Source organism: Rhodococcus olei, from assembly GCF_039540555.1.
In the GTDB taxonomy this organism is placed as follows: Bacteria; Actinomycetota; Actinomycetes; order Mycobacteriales; family Mycobacteriaceae; genus Rhodococcus_G; species Rhodococcus_G olei.
The window spans coordinates 482,384-499,565 of record NZ_BAABFB010000075.1 but is presented as its reverse complement, the minus strand read 5'-3'; the positions used below and the strand labels follow the sequence as shown (position 1 = coordinate 499,565).

At 69.8% G+C, this 17,182-nt stretch carries 11 protein-coding genes; 2 read left to right on the top strand and 9 right to left on the bottom strand.

What is annotated here, in order from left to right:
* Window positions 1–59: 59 nt before the first annotated feature.
* Together ABD951_RS26985 and ABD951_RS26980 are read right to left on the bottom strand one after the other, a co-directional pair.
* Window positions 60–1,679 carry a 4-hydroxyphenylacetate 3-hydroxylase family protein gene (locus ABD951_RS26985; protein ID WP_345352999.1) on the bottom strand — a complete coding sequence of 540 codons (1,620 nt, stop codon included), beginning with the start codon at window positions 1,677–1,679 and terminating at the stop codon, window positions 60–62.
* A gap of 46 nt (window positions 1,680–1,725) precedes the next feature.
* Window positions 1,726–2,289, bottom strand: a complete 564-nt coding sequence (locus ABD951_RS26980; RefSeq protein WP_345352997.1) for a flavin reductase family protein — start codon at window positions 2,287–2,289, stop codon at window positions 1,726–1,728.
* Window positions 2,290–2,482: 193 nt separating this feature from the next.
* Here ABD951_RS26980 and ABD951_RS26975 point away from each other — a divergent pair, with 193 nt between their 5' ends.
* Window positions 2,483–3,421 carry an AraC family transcriptional regulator gene (locus ABD951_RS26975; protein ID WP_345352995.1) on the top strand — a complete coding sequence of 313 codons (939 nt, stop codon included), beginning with the start codon at window positions 2,483–2,485 and terminating at the stop codon, window positions 3,419–3,421.
* Window positions 3,422–3,592: 171 nt separating this feature from the next.
* On the top strand, window positions 3,593–7,078 hold the full coding sequence (locus ABD951_RS26970; protein ID WP_345352993.1) for a protein kinase domain-containing protein: 3,486 nt from the start codon (window positions 3,593–3,595) through the stop codon (window positions 7,076–7,078).
* Between the two features lie 18 nt (window positions 7,079–7,096).
* Here ABD951_RS26970 and ABD951_RS26965 read toward each other — a convergent pair whose 3' ends face one another.
* The 7 genes from ABD951_RS26965 to benA form a co-directional block, all read right to left on the bottom strand.
* Window positions 7,097–8,374: a benzoate/H(+) symporter BenE family transporter gene (locus ABD951_RS26965; protein ID WP_345352991.1), complete on the bottom strand. Its 1,278-nt coding sequence runs from the start codon at window positions 8,372–8,374 to the stop codon at window positions 7,097–7,099.
* A gap of 14 nt (window positions 8,375–8,388) precedes the next feature.
* Window positions 8,389–11,064, bottom strand: coding sequence for a helix-turn-helix transcriptional regulator (locus tag ABD951_RS26960; protein WP_345353271.1), 2,676 nt, complete (start codon window positions 11,062–11,064; stop codon window positions 8,389–8,391).
* An 11-nt stretch (window positions 11,065–11,075) separates the two neighbouring features.
* The gene (locus ABD951_RS26955) at window positions 11,076–12,407 is read right to left on the bottom strand and encodes an MFS transporter (protein WP_345352989.1); all 1,332 of its coding nucleotides are present in this window, start codon (window positions 12,405–12,407) and stop codon (window positions 11,076–11,078) included.
* A 106-nt stretch (window positions 12,408–12,513) separates the two neighbouring features.
* Window positions 12,514–13,308 carry a benzoate diol dehydrogenase BenD gene (gene benD / locus ABD951_RS26950; protein WP_345352987.1) on the bottom strand — a complete coding sequence of 265 codons (795 nt, stop codon included), beginning with the start codon at window positions 13,306–13,308 and terminating at the stop codon, window positions 12,514–12,516.
* Window positions 13,305–14,900, bottom strand: coding sequence for a benzoate 1,2-dioxygenase electron transfer component BenC (benC, locus tag ABD951_RS26945; protein WP_345352985.1), 1,596 nt, complete (start codon window positions 14,898–14,900; stop codon window positions 13,305–13,307). Before benC ends, benD begins: the two co-directional genes overlap by 4 nt.
* A gap of 33 nt (window positions 14,901–14,933) precedes the next feature.
* Window positions 14,934–15,437 (bottom strand): benzoate 1,2-dioxygenase small subunit, encoded by a 504-nt coding sequence (gene benB, locus ABD951_RS26940; RefSeq protein WP_345352982.1) that lies wholly within the window; start codon window positions 15,435–15,437, stop codon window positions 14,934–14,936.
* Window positions 15,438–15,452: 15 nt separating this feature from the next.
* Window positions 15,453–16,847 (bottom strand): benzoate 1,2-dioxygenase large subunit, encoded by a 1,395-nt coding sequence (gene benA, locus ABD951_RS26935; protein WP_345352979.1) that lies wholly within the window; start codon window positions 16,845–16,847, stop codon window positions 15,453–15,455.
* Window positions 16,848–17,182 lie beyond the last annotated feature (335 nt).

Genomic DNA, 17,182 nt, shown 5'->3' with positions numbered 1-17,182 from the left:
GGGGACCGACACGCGCCGCGCGCGGGTGAGCCGGGGCCCACCCGCGCGCGGCGGTTCGGTCACTTCTTGTAGTACGCGGTCACGTCGTCGTTGCCGATCAAGTCGGGAACGGTCCAGCCGTCGAGGTCGTACTCGCCCATGAACTGCTCGGCGAGACCGCGCATCCCGGCGACGACGCCACGGTTCTCGGCGGCGAACAGCAGTTCGGCCTTGACGTTCTCGTGGTTGCCGGAGTAGTTGCGCTCGTACAGTTCGTGGCGGCCGCCGAACTCGGATCCGATCGAATCCCACAGGGCCTTCATGGTCTTCACCCGGTCGACGGCGGTGATGCCGTCGCTGCCGCGGACGTACTTGTCGAGGTAGGGGCGGACCTCGGGGTTCTTGAAGTCGGCCGCCGAGGACGGCAGGTAGATCAGGCCGGACGCGACGTCCTGCTCGATGATCTCCTTGATCCGCGGGTAGCCCTGGATCATGAACATCCGGTACGTCAGGCCGTATTCGAGCTTCGGGATGACGGTGTCGCCGATCCACGGCTCGGGGTCGCGGGCCATCGACTCGGTGAGCGACCAGAACAGGTTGCGCCAGCCGATGACCTCGCCGACCCGGGTCTGCACGCCGCGGAAGCCGCCGGCGCCGGTGGCGTCGAGCGCCTTGAGCAGCAGGCCGGCGATGAAGTCGAGCTTGACCGCCAGGCGGGTGCAGCCCTGGAACGTGAAGCGGGGCAGGAAGCCGGACTGCGGGAAGAAGGCGTTGATCTTCTCCACGTCGCCGTACATGAAGACGTTCTCCCACGGCACCAGCACCTTGTCGAAGATGAAGATGGCGTCGTTCTCGTCCATCCGGGACGAGAGCGGGTAGTCGAACGGGGAGCCGACGACCGCGGCGTTCTGCGAGTACGAGGCGCGCGAGATGAGCTTGATGCCCGGGGCGTCCATCGGCACCGTGCAGATCAGGGCGTATTCCTTCTTCTTGATCGGCAGGCCGTAGTGGGCGATGAAGTTGTAGTTGGTGATCGCGGAGCCGGTCGCGACGACCTTCGCGCCGGAGACGATCAGGCCCGCGTCGGTCTCCTTCTCGACCTTCATGAACACGTCGCCGACCTGGTCCGGCGGCAGCTGGCGGTCCACCGGCGGGTTGATGATGGCGTGGTTCCAGTACAGGACCTTCTCCTGCGACTCGCGGTACCAGCGCTTCGCGTTGTCCTGGAATGGGGCGTACAGCTCGCTGTTCGCGTCGAGGGTGCCGAGGAAGCTGGCCTTGTAGTCGGGGCTGCGGCCCATCCAGCCGTACGTCATCCGCGCCCAGGTGGCGATCGCGTCGCGTTCACGCAGCAGGTCGTCGGAACTGGTGGGGGTCTTGAAGAACGGCATCGTCACGCCGCCGTTGCCGGTGTCGGTGGGGCAGGTGAGCGTGTCGACGTGGTCGCCGGTGTGCAGCGCGTCGTACAGGCGTGCGGTCATCCGGATGGAGTTGCGGAACGCCGGATGGTTCCAGAACTCCCGCACCCGCTCGCCGTGCAGGTAGATCTCGCGACCGTCCTTGATCGACTCGATGTACTCGTCGCCGGTCATCGGGCGGGTGGCGAAGTTCTGCCGCGTGTTCGCCGGCGCGTCCGCGGCGGGGTTGACCGTGGAACGGTCGGTGACGTTGTCGGTGGGCCGGGACTCGGTGGTGGTCATGAGATCTCCTTGGGGTGAAACAGGATTCGGATGATCGTGGGGATGGTCAGCGGGTGGCGGTGGCCAGGTGCAGCGGGGTGAAGCTGGTGCCCGCGTCGAACCAGCCGCTGTGCGGGTCGTCCATCGAGCCGTTCCAGGCGGCGGCACCGCTCGGCGCGCCGAGGTCGTGGAAGGCGCTGCGGTAGAAGAGCAGGGGCGAGGTGTCGCGGCACTGCGCGTCGACGATCTCCCCGATGAAGATGACGTGGTCGCCGCCGTCGTACTCGCGCCACGGGATGCAGGACAGGGTGGCGGCGGTGCCGGCGAGGACCGGGGAGGTCGGACCCGGTTCCCAGACCGGCTCGGGTGAGGCCGGGCGTCCGGCGAAGTGCAGCGCGACGTCCATCTGGTCCGCCGCGAGGATGTTCACCGCGAACGGTGCGCCCGCGAGGAAGCTGCACGCCTTCGACGCCCGGGTCAGCGTCACCTGGCACAGGCGCGGCTCCAGCGAGACCGCGGTGAACGCGGTCACCGTGGCCCCGTGGGGCGTGCCGTCCTGCTTCGCGCAGGTGATGACGGTGACGCCACTTGCAAACTGTCCGAAGATGTTTCGGAGTCGGCGTGAGTCCATTGCGTGCTCCGTGTGAGGGGGTTCGGGTAGGTGTGACGTAGAACATAGGCGCGGTGGACGAGGGTCGGCGATCCGCTGAGCGGTCCGACTATCCGTTTTGCGCGGCGAACCCGTCCGGGCGTTGTTGCCACCGGACGTGTCGCCCATCACACTGGGGTCGAAGGTCCCGATCGGGACGGGCGAGGAGGGTGCGGTGCGCACGGCGACGGACACGGCGGCCGGTCCGGGTGACTGGGGCGAAGCCGAACACGCGGTCTCGGACGCGTACTTCCCGCACGTCCTGACGCCGTTGGCCGCCGGCTCGGAGCCACACCTCGACGTCCGGGCGCTGCAGCTCGGCGAGCTGCGGCTCGCGCGGATCGGTTGGGGCGGAGAGGTTTCCGTCGAGTCCCGGCATCCCGGAGCGTTCGCCGTGAACATCCCGCTGTCGGGGCGGATCGAATCGGTGACCGAGGGTCGCCGGGTGGTGTCACTGCCGGGTCAGGCGTCGGTGTTCCCGCCCGACACGGACGCGGTGATCACCCGCTGGACCGACGACTGCGAGATCGTCGGCGTCAAGCTGGACCGGGACCACCTGCGGCGGGAGATGGCGCGCATCCTGGGACGCCCCGACCGCCGGCTCCCCGACCAGGTGGACCTGTCCACACCGGAGGGGGAGAGCTGGATGGCGCTGCTCCGCTCGGTCATGGAGGGGGTGCGTGGCGGAGAAACCCTGTGGCGCAACCCGATTGTCGCCGAGCAGCTGTCGGGTGCGCTCACCGCCGCGTTCGTGCTGGCGGTCATGCCGGACGACGCCGGTGGCGCGGCCCGTCCCCGCATCGTCAAGCGAGTCCTCGACCGTCTCCAGGAGGACCCGTCGCAGCCGTGGACGTCCGCGGACATGGCGGAGGTCGCGGGGGTGAGCGTGCGCCGACTGCAGGAGGGCTTCCGCGAGTACCTGGGCGTGTGTCCCCGCGATCACCTGCTGGATCTACGGCTCGAGCGGATCCACGAGGAGCTCGTCGCGGGCGATCCGTCCGACACGTCGGTCACCGAGGTCGCGTTGCGGTGGGGTATCACCCACACCGGCCGTTTCGCCGCGTCGTACCGGCGCAAGTACGGGGTCTCGCCCTCGTCGACGCTGCGGGGCTGACCCCGAGGACTGTGCTGCCCGCCGTGCCGCGGCGATGTCGCGTTTCGCTTCGGTGCAGTCACCGCCGAGCGTGCCGACGCCCCGGACTCTCCTGCGGCCGACTATGCTCGGGATCACGTGGTCGTGAAGTGATCGCGTGGGTGTGGACCTCAAGTGTCGGGGTCGAAGGTGATGGCCGAATTCGATCCGCTGATAACGCAGCGTGGTCCGACTCCCGGGATCGTGGCGGAGTTGGCCGAGGCCGGATTCGAAGACGCCCACGAGATCGGGCGGGGTGGCTTCGGCGTCGTCTACCGTTGCCTGCAGCGTGCCCTCGACCGGACGGTCGCGATCAAGGTGCTCACGTCGGATCTGGATCCGGACAATCTCGAGCGATTCCTGCGTGAGCAGCGTGCCATGGGCGCGCTGTCCGGCCACCCGAACATCGTCAACATCCTGCAGGTCGGCACCACGCCGTCCGGGCGGCCGTACATCGTGATGCCGTGTCATTCGCGCGATTCGCTGGAGGCTCGGATCCGACGTTCCGGCCCGCTCGACTGGAGCGAGGCGCTCGGGATCGCCGTCAAGGTGGCGGGCGCGCTGGAAACCGCACACCGGATCGGTACCCTGCACCGCGACGTCAAGCCGGCGAACATCCTGATCACCGACTACGGCGAGCCGCAGCTGACCGACTTCGGCATCGCGCGTGTCACCGGTGGTTTCGAGACCACCACGAGCACGGTGGCCGGGTCGCCGGCGTTCACCGCCCCGGAGGTGTTGGAAGGACGGTCGGCGACCGCCGCGTCGGACGTCTACGGGCTGGGTGCGACGCTGTTCTGTGCCATCACCGGGCATGCGGCGTTCGAACGCCGCAGCGGCGAGCGGTTGGTGGCACAGTTCCTGCGCATCACCACGCAGTCGGTTCCGGACCTGCGGGATGAGGGAATCCCCGACGACCTGTGCGCCGTCATCGAAGCGGCCATGGCCCGAAACCCGGCCGATCGGCCCGGGACCGCCGCCGAGTTCGGCGAGAACCTGCGAACGATCCAGGACCGCCACGGCCTGGTCGTCGACGACCTGCCGCTGCCGCCGGACCCGAAGCTCGCCCGTGCCGACGAACACACCGGCCGGTCCGGCACGGGCCGGCGCGGCACCCAGCGGGGGGCATCGGCCCGCACCCCCGTCCCGGTCGTCCCGGAGACTCGGTTCCATCCGTCGGCGCCGATCCGGACGCCGGTGAGTCGTGACAGGTTGATCGAGCTGCTGCGGGCCGGTCACGGGCGGCTGCTGACCGTCATCGACGCGCCGGCGGGCTTCGGCAAGACCACGCTCGCCACCCAGTGGCGCGACCTGCTGGCCGGGGAGGGGCGGGCCGTCGCCTGGCTGAGCGTCGATCGTGACGACAACGATGTGGTGTGGTTCCTGGGGCATCTCCTGGAGTCGATCCGGCGGGTGCGCCCCGCCCTGGTCCGGGAGCTCGACCAGGAGCTCGAGCATCACGGTGACGGGGCCGACCGATACGTGCTGACCGCGCTGATCAACGAGATCCACGAGGCCGACGAACCCGTCGTGCTCGTCCTGGACGACTGGCACCGCGTCGACGATGCCGCGACCGTCGCCGCGATGGAGTTCCTGCTCGACAACGCCTGCCACCACCTCCAGGTCGTCGTGACCACTCAGCGGCGCTCCGGACTTCCACTGAGCCGGATGCGAGTGCGCGACGACCTGGTCGAGATCGACTCGACCGACCTCCGGTTCGACGCCGCGGAATCCCACGACCTGCTCGTCGAGCTGGGGGGGTTGCCCCTCGACCAGGACGGAGTGGACGAGCTCACCGCGACAACCGAGGGGTGGGCGGCGGGCCTGCAGCTGGCGTCGTTGTCGCTGCGCAACAGCGACGACCGCGAGCAGTTCATCGGGTCGCTGTCGGGACGGCACCGCGCCATCGGCGAATACCTCACCGAGAACGTGCTGGGCACCCTGGAACCGGACATGCTCGACTTCCTGCTCACGACCTCCGTGGCCGGGCGACTCTCCGGCGACCTGGCCTCCGCACTGGCCGGCGTCGGCCCCGGGCAGATGATGCTCGAGCGGGCCGAGGAGCGAGATCTGTTCCTGCGCGCCATGGACGAGAACCGGGAGTGGTTCCGCTACCACCCGCTGTTCGCGCAGTTCCTGCAGCAACGGCTCGAACGCGAGGATCCCGAGCGGATCGCCGAACTGCACCGGATCGCCTCCCGGTGGTTCGCTGAGCACAAGCTGATCAGCGAGGCCGTTGACCATGCCATGGCGGCAGGTGACGAGGAGCAGGCAGTGGAGTTGGTCGAACGCGACGGCGTGCATCTCCTCGAGCATGCCCAGATGTCGACCCTGCTCGGGTTCGTGGCGAAGCTTCCGCCGCACATCGTGGTGTCCCGCCCCCGATTACAGCTCGCGGTGGCGTGGGCGAACATCCTGCTGCATCGTGCCGAGCCCACGCGGCGAGCACTCGACCTGGTCGAGTCCACGCTCGACCACGGCTCGCCGACCGCCGACGAGAAGGCCGAGATGCGGGCCGAGGTCGACGTGGCGAAGGCCGTGGTGGCGGCTCGCGCAGACCGGGTGGAGGGCATCGATGACCTCGTCCAGGCGGCTCTCGCGCGCCCGGACATGTTGCGGCCGTTCGTCGTGTCCTCGGCTGCGAACATTGCCTCCTTCGCCGCGATCTACCGGTTCGACTTCGCCGAGGCGCTCCGACTGCAGCAGTGGGCCGCTCCCTACCACGCACGGAACATCGGTCCGTACGGCGCGATGCACGGACACTGTTTCGTCGGAATTGTCGCCAGCGAACGCCTCGATGTCCGCGAGGCTCAGGACAGCTTCCGGAAGGCCGTGCGGGTTGCCCGGCGATCGGGCGGGAGCCACTCGTTCGTCGCGCGGCTGGCCGGGTCGATGCTCGGCGAACTGCTGTACGAGCAGGGCAGGCTCGACGAGGCGGAACGACTGCTCGACGAGGCCGGCGAGCTCGGCGCGGGCGGTGGACTGGTCGATTTCAAGCTCGCCCGGTACGCATCCGGAGCCCGGATCAAGGCGGTCCGCGGAGACCGGACCACGGCGGCACAGCGCCTCGACGAGGGCGCCCGGACGGCGGCGACGCTGGACCTGCCACGACTGCGAGCCAGGATCGAGAACGAACGGATCCGGCTGGGCCTGCCCCCGACTCCCGGGCTCGGACCGCCGTCCCGGGTCGAGTACGCGAGACGTCCGCGCCCCGTCGAGGGCATCGACGCGATCACCGCACAATTCGACGAGGACACCGCCATCAGGCTGCTGGTGGCGGAAAACTCCCCCGAATCGGGTCGGCTCGCCTGCACCTGGGCGCAGGAATGGGCGAACATGCTGGAGGGTTCGGGGCGGCGCCGGGCCCTGATGCAGGCCAAACGCCTGCTCGTGGTCTGCCTGGCGGCGGCAGGACGTACGGACGAGGCGAAGAGGTTGCTCGCCTCGATCGCCGCGCAGTGCGCAGAGCTCGGCATGACCCGGTACCTGCTCGACAGTCCGCTCTACGTCCGGGATCTCGTCGTCGACCTGCGCGACGACCGTCTCGCCGGTCGGTGGCCGCCGGAATGGGCGCGGGTCCCGACGTCCTTCCTCGCGGACGTGCTGGCCGCGGAGACCGCCACCGTCGACGTGGCGTGAGGTGCCCGCCCGACCACGTCACGCCGCGGATCCGGGATCGCCCGAGCGCCTGAACTGGTCGCGTTCGAGCATCCACGACACCGTCATCCCGGCCACCAGACCCCAGAACGCCGCCCCGATGTTCAGGAACGTCACGTTTGCGGCGGTGACGACGAACGCCACCAGTGCCCCCATCGTGTGCCTGGTGCCGAACGCGGCCACGAACGCCCCCTGCAGTGCGCGCAACATGGCCAGTCCACCGAGGGTCGCGACGAACGCGACCGGGGCCGCGGTCATCGCGCGGACGAACACCGGGGCGAACGAGCCGAACACGATCGCCAGGGCGCCGCACGTCACCGCGGCGGTGTACTGCCGCCCGCGGTCCCCGGACGCGACGAGCAACGCGTTGGTCGGGCCGGTCAGGCAGGTCGACACCGCGCCGACGCAGGCCGCGGCCAGGGACCACAGCCCGCAGGCGATCGTCGACACCGTGACCGGGGGCCGGTGACCGGCGGCAGCCAGCACCGCCACGCCCTGCCCGTTCTGCACGACCAGCACCGTGATCGCCAGCGGCAGCACCAGTTCCGCGATCGCGGACCAGGTGAAGACCGGTGCCGTGAACACCGGCGCGGCCAGGATCGCGCCCGATCCGGGAGCGGGTGCGAATCGTCCCGACGCGGCGACCGCGACCACCCCGGCCAGCAGCGCGCCGAGGATCGGGGGCATCCACTTCCCGGCCCGGACCCACGCGCTCAACGCCAGGAACACCGCGACCATCGGTGCGGCGATCGCGACGTCCGCACCGAGGGCGCTCACCAGGTCGACCCCGAACTTCAGGAACACACCGGCCACCATCGCCATCACGATCGGCATCGGCAGCGCCGCCATCACGCGGCGCACCAGCCCCGACGCGCCGAGCAGCAGGATCAGCGCGCCGGTGACGAGGAACGCGCCGATCACCTCCGGCCAGCTCAGGTGCCCGAGCGACCCTCCGACGACGACGGTGCCCGGAATGGTCCAGAAGAACGCCAGCGGCTGCCGGTAGGCGAGACTCATTGCGATGGTGAGGATCCCGTTGAGCACGAACACGCCGAAGATCCAGGACGCGATGTCCGCGGCGCTCAGCCCGCCGGCGGCGCCTGCCGCGAGAATCACCGCGACGGGGCCGGTGCACGAGAAGATCAGGCCGATCAGGCCGTTGGCGGCGTATCCGGGTCCGACGTCGCGGACCAACCTCCGGAGGCTGGTCCGGGGGCGGGCGGGGCGCTCCAGCCGGTGTGTCCCGGTCGTGGCCGCCGGGTCGTCGACGATGGTCATGACGTGGGTGATCCTCAATCGTGTTCTCGGAAACGGGCTGCCAGTTCGCCGCGGGAGCGGATGCCGAGCTTCGCGTAGATCCGGGTCAGGTGGTACTGGACGGTCTTGACGGACAGGAACAGCTCTCCGGCCACGGCCTTGTTGCTCTTGCCCGCGGCGACGAGTGTCGCGACCGCGCGTTCCTGCGGGGTCAGGGATCCGACGTCGGACGTCGGGCGGTCCGGTGCCGGCTCGGCGGTCCGCACGCCGCCGGCCTTGAGTTCGCGGTCGCAGCGTGCCACGTAGGCCGCCGCACCCAATGTCGCGTACAGCTCGCGGGCCGTGCGGATCACCGCGTCGGCCTCGCGGCGGCGCCCGGCCCGGCGCAGGGTCTGGCCGTAGGCATAGTTGACGCGGGCGCGGTCGTACGGGAGCGGGAGCGCCGCCAGATGACTCAACGCGCCCTCGAAGGTCTCACGCGCGGCGGCGATGTCACCGCGGGCACCCAGGATCCGGCCGCGCACGTATCCGAGCCGTGCCATCGCCGAGCGGTGACCGCGTTCGGTCGCCCGCGCCTCGTGGGGGACGAGGAATTCGTCGGCCCGGTCCACCTGCCCGGTGATGACGAGCGCGTTGGCGTACAGATCGGGCCAGGGCCAGAATCCGGGTTCGTCGAGCGCGTCCTGGTCGCGCAGGGCCACCAGCGGTTCGAGGTGCCGCAGGACGCCGTCGTAGTCGGCGGCGACCTCGGCGCACTGCGCGGCGGCGAGGCAGGACGGCACGAGCATGATCGGGTAGTCGTTGCCGCCGGCGCGCCCCCGGCGCAGGTGTCGGCGGGCCGCGGTCCAGTTCCCCCGGAGCGCGTGCACCTGCGCTCCGGTCCAGTGCACCAGGGGGCGCACCAGGTCCAGCCCGGACAGCTCCAGCAGCGCCGCCGCCCGGTCCACGGTGCGGATGGTCTCGTCCCATGCGCCGAGGGCGAACTGGGTGCGGGCCAGCCAGGCCTGCGCCCACAACGAGATTCGCAGCGACCCGCCACGGAACTCCGTGGGTTCGGCGCTCTCGAGTTCGGTGCGGGCGGTGTCGGGGTCGTCGAGTGCCAGCGCGAGCCACCCCTCCGCCATCCTGACACGCTGGCCCTGCGCACCCAGTCGCATGTAGCCGGGCAGATCCGTGTAGAAGGTTCGGGATTCGGCCGACCCGCTCATCCCCAGCCCGAGCCCGCGGATCGCGGCGGCTTCGACGGCAGCGGGTGTGGCCTCGCCGGCGAGTGCGCGGGCGCGGTCGGCCCACTCGACGAGTTCGCCGCCGCGAAGGCGGCACAGCGAGTGCAGCACCATCCGCTGGCAGACCAGCGCCGCGACCGAGGGGTCGTCGTCACCGCTTTCCCATGCCCGCGTGAGGAACTGGTGTGCCTCCGCGGGGCGCCCACGCTGGATGGCGAGATAGCCGAGCACCGCGTCGCGTTTCGGAGAGGCAGGCAGGTTCTCGATCTCGGGGAGGAACGTCAGAGCCTGGGGCAGGTCCGCCGCTCCGGTGAGCGCGTCGACGCCACGGAGAAGCCGGCCCGCACGGACGCCATGTTCCGGGGTGATACGACTGGCCGTGATCAGGGCCCGGGCCACGTCGGACCAGGCACCGTCCGCGGCCCTGCTGTCGGCATACCCTTCGAGCCGGTCCGCGAGTTCGGCGTCGTCGGTCATCGTGGCGGACACCAGGTGGAACAGGGCCGCACCGGTGTCTTCGGCGATTGCGGCTGCCTGAGTGTGCAATTCGGACCACCGGGCGGGGCCGATCCCGTCGGCGACGGCGACGGCGGTCATCGGGTCGGGGAACGCGAGGGTGACGTCGCCGAGTTGGGAGCGGATCACGAGCAGTCCGGCCCGGTGCGCCGAATCCAGGGCCGCGACGGGATCGTCGAGGCCGGCCAGCGCCGCGGCCCGGGACGACGAGCAGTCGTCCCCGAGGACGGCGACGGCCTCGACGAGCGCTCGGGTGCCGGGGGGACACGCGGCGAGTGTGCGCGCGACCGTGGCGGCCAGTTCGCGGGGTGCCGGAAACCGCGCCTGCCACCCGAGCCAGCGGTGCCGCGGCACCTCCTCGAGGAGTTGCAGCACCGCACGGGGATTCCCGCCGGTGTGCTCGGCCAGCCGGCGGGCGGTCCACGCTTCGAGGTCGGCGCCCAGCTTGCCGAGCGCGAGTCGGGTGATCGTCTCGACGTCGACGGGTCCGACTGACACGGATGGGGGACGGAGCCCGACCAGTAGCCGCCGGGTGGCCGGGTCGACGTCCTCGCCCAGCACGTCGGGCACCACCAGCAACACGAGCAGTGCCCGGGCGTGGGCCCGGCGCACCGCCGACACCAGCGCCTGGAGCGACACCGAATCGGACAGGTGCGCATCGTCGACGACCAGCACGGTGGGTGTCACGGTCCGGGCGAGGAGGTCGTGCGCCACGTCGACGGGATCGGTCGCGGACACGGGACTGCGGAGCAACTGCTCGGCCACTCCCCAGGGGTGGGCTGCCTCCCAGGACACACCGGTGGCGGCGTGGATCGCCCAGCCGTCCAACCGGCCCACGAATTGCTCGACGAGGGCGCTCTTTCCGATTCCGGACGGCCCCTCGACGAGGGCGAGCACGGGGGTGCCCGTGCTCGCCTCGTCGAGGAGCTGATCGAGCTCGGCGAGCTCCCGGTCGCGTCCGACGAACATCGAGTGCGCCGTCACACGTCCACGGTAGCCCGGGCCGGGCGTGTGTCCGGGACTGTCGTGTCGGTCCGGGAGGCCGGGACGAGGATCGTCACCAGGGCCCCGGCCACGGCGATCACGGCGAAGATGTGGAAGTTGACGTCGTTGCTCAGTCCGGCGCCGATCAGCAGGCCCCCGACGAGAGGGCCGACGATGCCGCCGAGGCGCCCGAATCCGGCGCACCATGCGACGCCGGCCGCGCGGGCGGAGGTCTCGTAGTAGTTGGAGACGAATCCGTACACGAGCACCTGCGTGCCGATGGTTCCGACACCGGCGACGGCGACGGCGATCATCAGCACCGACGGTGGGAACCCGACGGTCAGCAGCACCAGCGACAGGGCCGCCAGGACGAAGGTGGTGGCGATGACCCGCTGCGGGCCGGAGCGGTCGGCGAAGCGGGACGCGATCAGACCGCCGACGATGGCGCCGCCGTTGAGCACCAGCAGGAACGACAGTGAGCCCTTCGCGTCGTACCCGGCGTCCGCCATGATCTTCGGCAGCCAGGTGTTCAGGCCGTACGTCAGCAGCAGGCCGGCGAAGCTCATCAGCCCGAGCAGCGCGGTGCCGACCGCGTACCGCCTGGTCGCAAGAGCGGCGAAACCGACCTTCTCGGCTGGTGCCGGGGTCTCGGTCGGAAGTGGGATCCCGAACTTCTCGGACACCGCGGTGGCGTCCTCGCGGCGGCCGCGGCTGAGCAACCACTGCGGTGACTCGGGCAGCTTCGTCAGCGCGAGCGGCAGCAGGATCAACAGCGGCAGTGCACCGATCCAGAACAGCCCGCGCCAGCCGATCACGTCGCGCAGGCCGATGGCGAGCAGGGACGCGAGCACACCACCGGCGGGGACACCGCTGTAGACGATCGCGTTGTAGAGGTTGCGCTTGCCTGCGGGGGCGAATTCGGCGACCACGGCGCCTGCGGTCGCGACGAGGCCGCCGACGCCGATGCCGGTGAGCAGCCGCAGGATCCCGAACGAGGTGACGCTGGTGGATGTCGCGGTCGCGCCCATCCCGACGGAGAACCAGACGATGTTGACCAGCATCGTCTTTCGGCGGCCGACCCGGTCGCCGAACGCGCCGGTGACCAGGGCGCCGACCATCACGCCGACGAGGGCGTACGAGCCGAGCACACCGGCCTGCTGCGCGGAGACCTCGCCGATCTGGGTGGGATCGGCCATCAGGGTCGGCACGATCGTGCCGTAGACGACGAGGTCGTATCCGTCGAACACGATCGCGAGCGCGGCGAGCGCGACGATCCAGGTGACGCTGCGCCGGTGTCGGGCACCGGCCCAGGTGGTGGTGTCGGTCATGGAGAGCTCCGGTCTGTGAGTGGGGTCACATCTGAAACGGGGCAGAAAGGTGGCCTCACCGGCAGGGGCACGGCCTGTCGGTGAGGCCCGGATGGTGGGCGGGGCGTCAGCCCTGATCGCCGCCGGCGACGGGCAGGACCGTGCCGGTGATGTAGGACGCCTCGTCGGACGCGAGGAAGGTGATCGCGGCGGCCTGTTCGTCGAGTGATCCGTACCGCTTGAGCAGGGACGAGTCGACGGTCTGGTCCACGATCTGCCGGTACCAGGCGACCTCCTGCTCGTCCTGGGCGGCGGGTCCGCGGGACACGCGCCGCGGGGGAGCGTCGGTGCCGCCGGGTGCCGAGGCGACCACGCGGATCCCGTACTGCGCGACCTCGAGCGCGAGCGACGCGGTGATCGCGTTGACCCCGCCCTTCGCAGCCGCGTACGGGACGCGGTTGACGCCGCGGGTCGCCACCGACGACACGTTGACGATGGTGCCGGCCGACCGCGCGATCATGTGCGGCAGCACCGCGCGGCAGGTCCACAGTGTCGGGAACAGCGACCGCTGTACCTCGGCCTGGATCTGCTCGGGGGTGTAGTGCTCGTAGGGCTTGGCCCAGATGGTGCCGCCGACGTTGTTGATCAGCACGTCGATCCGGCCGTGCTGAGCACGCGCCTCGTCGATCGCGGCCTGCGCTCCGGTGAACGTCTCGAGGTCCGCCGTCACCGAGTGCGCATCGAAACCGCTGCGCCGCAGTTCCTTCGCGACCTCGTGCACGATCTCGGATCGGTCGATCAGCACCACCGCGCCGCCCTCGGCGGCGATGCGGGTCGCGACGGTCCGCCCGATGCCCTGCGCCGCGCCGGTGACGGCGACGGCCCGGTCGTCGAACCGGCCGGCGAACACCGCGGGGCTCATCGGGTTCCCACCGCTGCGGAGTCCGCGATCGCCCGGCGCATCGTGGCCTTCGCGTGCTCCGCGTGGCTGACGATGAGGTCGCGGGCGGCGGCCCGGTCACCCTTCTCGAACGCCCTCACGATCGCGAGATGGTCGTGGGGAACCTGCTCGTCCACCCACGAGGCGGTGCGCAGTACCTCCCGCATCAGGCGGGTGACCTCGAGCCGGTGGTAGGCCTCGAGCAGCACCGGGTTGCCGCAGCAACGGAACAGGAAGTCGTGGAACGCGGCGTTCGTGTCGGTGAACGCGCCCGCGTCGGTGAAGTGGTCCCGGTCGATCGACGCGGTCGACGCCTCCGCGAGGATGCGGTACTCGACCAGCTGCTCGGGGGTCAGCCGGCGGATCGTCAGTTCGAGCGCACCGAGCTCCAGGGCCATCCGTGCGTCGAACTGGGCGTCCGACTCGGCGACCGGCGCGTGCTCCTCGCCGATCTCGTAGCCGGCGTCGACCGTCACGGTCGCGACTGCGACGGGCAGCCCGGTTGTGGCGGAGGCCCGCTCGGCCGCGGCGAGCTCGGCCTCGGTGGGTTCCGGTGCAGCGGCGGCGGTCGCCGAGTTGTTGAACTTCTCGAAGTAGAAGTTCACCGGCGTGATGCCCTCGGTGCCCAGGTGCGTGCGGACCGCCTCGACCATCGGCGGCGGCCCGCACAGGTAGACGTCGACGTCGCCGTCGTTCAGGTGCCGTGGCTCGAACAGCGACGTCACGTAGCCCTTGTTGGCGGCGGACGAGTTCGGATCGGACACGCAGTGGTCGAACGTGAAGCTCGGCAGCGACCGCGTGTACGCCTCGAGCGTGTCCAGTTCGACCAGGTCCTGGTCGGAGGAGACACCGTAGATCAGGTGCACCGGCAGGTCCGTGTCCTCGGTCTGCATCGTGGCCAGGATCGACAGCAGCGGTGCCAGGCCGGTGCCACCCGCCAACAGCAGTGCGGGGCGCTTGCGTTGGCGCAGGAAGAAGCTGCCGAACGGGCCGGTGAACTCGAGCGTGTCACCGACCTGCGCGTGGTCGGTGAGGTGGTCCGACATCAGTCCGCCCGGCGTGATCTTCACGAGGAACGCCAGCGCCGAGTCCGTCGGCCCGGTGCTGAAACTGTACGAGCGGGTCTGATCGGTGCCGGGCACCGTGATGTTCACGTACTGGCCGGGCAGGAACACCAGGTCGTCGCGGTTGGGAATCTCGACGGTGAACCCGACGGTGCTGGGGGAGTGTCGCCGGATCTCGGTGATCGTGGCGGAATACGTTGCGGCGGAAGTCTTCGCGACCTCCGATGTCGAGGCGATCTGGAGCACCAGGTCCGACTCGGGCACCATCTGGCACGGCAGGCAGTAGCCGCGCTCGGCCTCGTCGTCGGTCAGCGCTTCCTCGATGTAGTCGCCGCCGTCGTAGCTGCCGGACTCGCACAGCGCCTTGCAGGTGCCGCAGGCGCCGTCGCGACAGTCCAGTGGGATGTTGATGCGTGCCTTGTACGACGCGTCGGCGACCGTCTCGTTCGGTCCGCACTTGACGAAGCGGGTCACCCCGTCCTCGAAGCTCAATGCCACCTGGAAACTCATGGCCTGTGCCTTCTTTCGTGATTCGGGGGTGGTTCAGACGACGTAGACGTCCACGATGTGGTGGATGTAGTCGTTCTTGAGGACGATCTTCTTCTTCCGGATCACCGGCGCCGCGCCGGAGACGTCGAGGGTGACGTAGCTGGTCCCGAAGTACGTGTCGGTGGTGTTGTACCGGTAGTACAGCGAGAACCAGTTGTGTCTCAGGTCGATCTCGGTGCCGCGGCGCGCGAGGACCTCGACGTTCGTGATGTTGTGGCCGGTTCGCGGCTCGGGGAGGGAGGTCGCCGACGACCGGTCGGTCCGGATGCGGAACACCCGGTCCTCGAGGCCGCCCCGGTTCGGGTAGTAGATCAGCGAGATCTCGGTCTGCGGGTCCTCGGTGGTCTCCCCGTTGTCGTCCCACGCCGGCATCCAGTACTCGGCGTCGGGATGCCAGCAGTCGAGCCACTTCTCGAACTCGCGGTCGTCGAGCAGCCGGGCCTCCCGGTAGAGGAAGGCCTCGATGTCCGTCTGGGTCAGTTCTGCGATGGCGGTCATGGGATCTCGGCCTTTCTAGTGTCCGCAGCCGGGCGTGCCGGAGGTGGTGTGGTCGGGGGCCGCCGCCTCGGCCGCGACGGCCCTGCGCATGCTCTCGAGCCAGTAGCCGTGTTGGATCGGGTACAGCCCCTCGTCCTCGGTCTTCACCCCGCTCGAGAGCACCCTCGTCATGCCCAAGTCGGTGGCGACCTGGTCGGGTCCGTTCACCTGGTGGGTGGCGCCGCGGCTCAGGTCGTTCCACGGTGCGGCGGTGGCCAGGTACGTCTTCTGGCAGGACCGGAACTCCTCGAGGTCGTCGGGGGTGGCCATGCCGGTCGCGTTGAAGAAGTCCTCGTACTGGCGGATCCGGTTCGCCCGGGCCTCCGGGCTCTCGCCCTTCGGGGCGATGCAATAGATGGTGACCTCGGTCTTGTCCACCGAGATCGGACGGAAGTGCCGGATCTGCGACGAGAACTGGTCCATCAGGTAGACATTCGGGTACAGGCACAGGTTGCGGGACGCGCCGACCATGAATTCGGCCTTCTTCTCGCCGAACTCGGCGGCGAGTTCCTCCTTGCGCGGGTACAGCGGGCGGTCCTGCGGGTTGCCCCACCACATCCACAGCAGCAGATGGCCGTGGTCGAACGAGTGGTAGCCGCCGCCCTGCTTGCCCCAGGTGCCCGCGTCCATCGCCTTCGTCTCGTTGGCGGACTCGCCGGACGTGCGGCGCGCGGTGGTGGCCGCGTAGTTCCAGTGCGTCGCCGACACGTGGTAGCCGTCGGCGCCGTTCTCGGCCTGCAGCTTCCAGTTCCCGTCGTAGGTGTAGGTGGAGGATCCGCGCAGCACCTCCAGTCCCTCGGGGGACTGGTCGACGATCATGTCGATGATCTTGGTGGTGTCACCGAGGTGCTCCTCGAGGGACACGACGTCCTCGTTCAGGCTGCCGAACAGGAAGCCGCGGTAGTTCGCGAACTTCGCGACCTTGCGCAGGTCGTGGCTGCCGTCGGTGTTGAACTGCTCCGGATAGCCGGCGTCGCGAGAGTCCTTGACCTTGAGCAACTTGCCCTTGTTGTTGAACGTCCAGCCGTGGAACGGGCAGGTGAAGTTGGCACGGTTGTCGGTCTTGCGGCGGCAGAGCATCGCGCCGCGGTGGCTGCAGGCGTTGATCAGGCAGTTCAGCTCGCCGTCCTTGCTGCGGCTGATCACGACGGGCTGCCGTCCGATGTGGGTGGTGAAGTAGTCGCCGACGTTCGGGATCTGGCTGTCGTGCGCGAGATACACCCAGTTGCCCTCGAAGATGTGCTTCATCTCGAGTTCGAAGATCTCCGCGTCCGTGAAGATGCTCCGGCGAACCTGGTGGCGCCCCGATTCGGGGTCTTCCACCAGTGCGTCGGCGAGTGTCGCGGCCATGCTGTCGAGGGTGTCGGTCATGGGGTGCTCCAGTTCTCGATCATCGTGGCGGCGGGGGGAATGCCGGCGGCCACGGCTCTGCGTTTCAGACTGGCACGGTGTGGTGCCAGTCACACCAGGCGAATGCCTAGTTCCGGCCAGGACCCCCGGGAGCCTGCGCGGGGGCCGGTGTGTGGTTCGTCGGGACCGGCTCGGAACGGGACGTGCTCTGCGACGCGCGGGCCCGTCTGCCGCTGCGTGAATTCGTCCCAGCTGCTCTGGATGCCGAAGTCCGGCACGGTGGCCGGACGCGCCGACGCCGCCGAACGGCGCGTGGGCGTCGCCGGCGGCTTCGGCGCGTCGGAGCGGACCGGGAC

What these genes read in the sequence shown, in the direction of transcription:
- ABD951_RS26985 (WP_345352999.1), bottom strand. Translation starts at nt 1,679, where the DNA reads ATGACCACCACCGAGTCCCGGCCCACCGACAACGTCACCGACCGTTCC.
- ABD951_RS26980 (WP_345352997.1), bottom strand. Translation starts at nt 2,289, where the DNA reads ATGGACTCACGCCGACTCCGAAACATCTTCGGACAGTTTGCAAGTGGC.
- ABD951_RS26970 (WP_345352993.1), top strand. Translation starts at nt 3,593, where the DNA reads ATGGCCGAATTCGATCCGCTGATAACGCAGCGTGGTCCGACTCCCGGG.
- ABD951_RS26965 (WP_345352991.1), bottom strand. Translation starts at nt 8,374, where the DNA reads ATGACCATCGTCGACGACCCGGCGGCCACGACCGGGACACACCGGCTG.
- ABD951_RS26960 (WP_345353271.1), bottom strand. Translation starts at nt 11,064, where the DNA reads ATGTTCGTCGGACGCGACCGGGAGCTCGCCGAGCTCGATCAGCTCCTC.
- ABD951_RS26955 (WP_345352989.1), bottom strand. Translation starts at nt 12,407, where the DNA reads ATGACCGACACCACCACCTGGGCCGGTGCCCGACACCGGCGCAGCGTC.
- benD (WP_345352987.1), bottom strand. Translation starts at nt 13,308, where the DNA reads ATGAGCCCCGCGGTGTTCGCCGGCCGGTTCGACGACCGGGCCGTCGCC.
- benC (WP_345352985.1), bottom strand. Translation starts at nt 14,900, where the DNA reads ATGAGTTTCCAGGTGGCATTGAGCTTCGAGGACGGGGTGACCCGCTTC.
- benB (WP_345352982.1), bottom strand. Translation starts at nt 15,437, where the DNA reads ATGACCGCCATCGCAGAACTGACCCAGACGGACATCGAGGCCTTCCTC.
- benA (WP_345352979.1), bottom strand. Translation starts at nt 16,847, where the DNA reads ATGACCGACACCCTCGACAGCATGGCCGCGACACTCGCCGACGCACTG.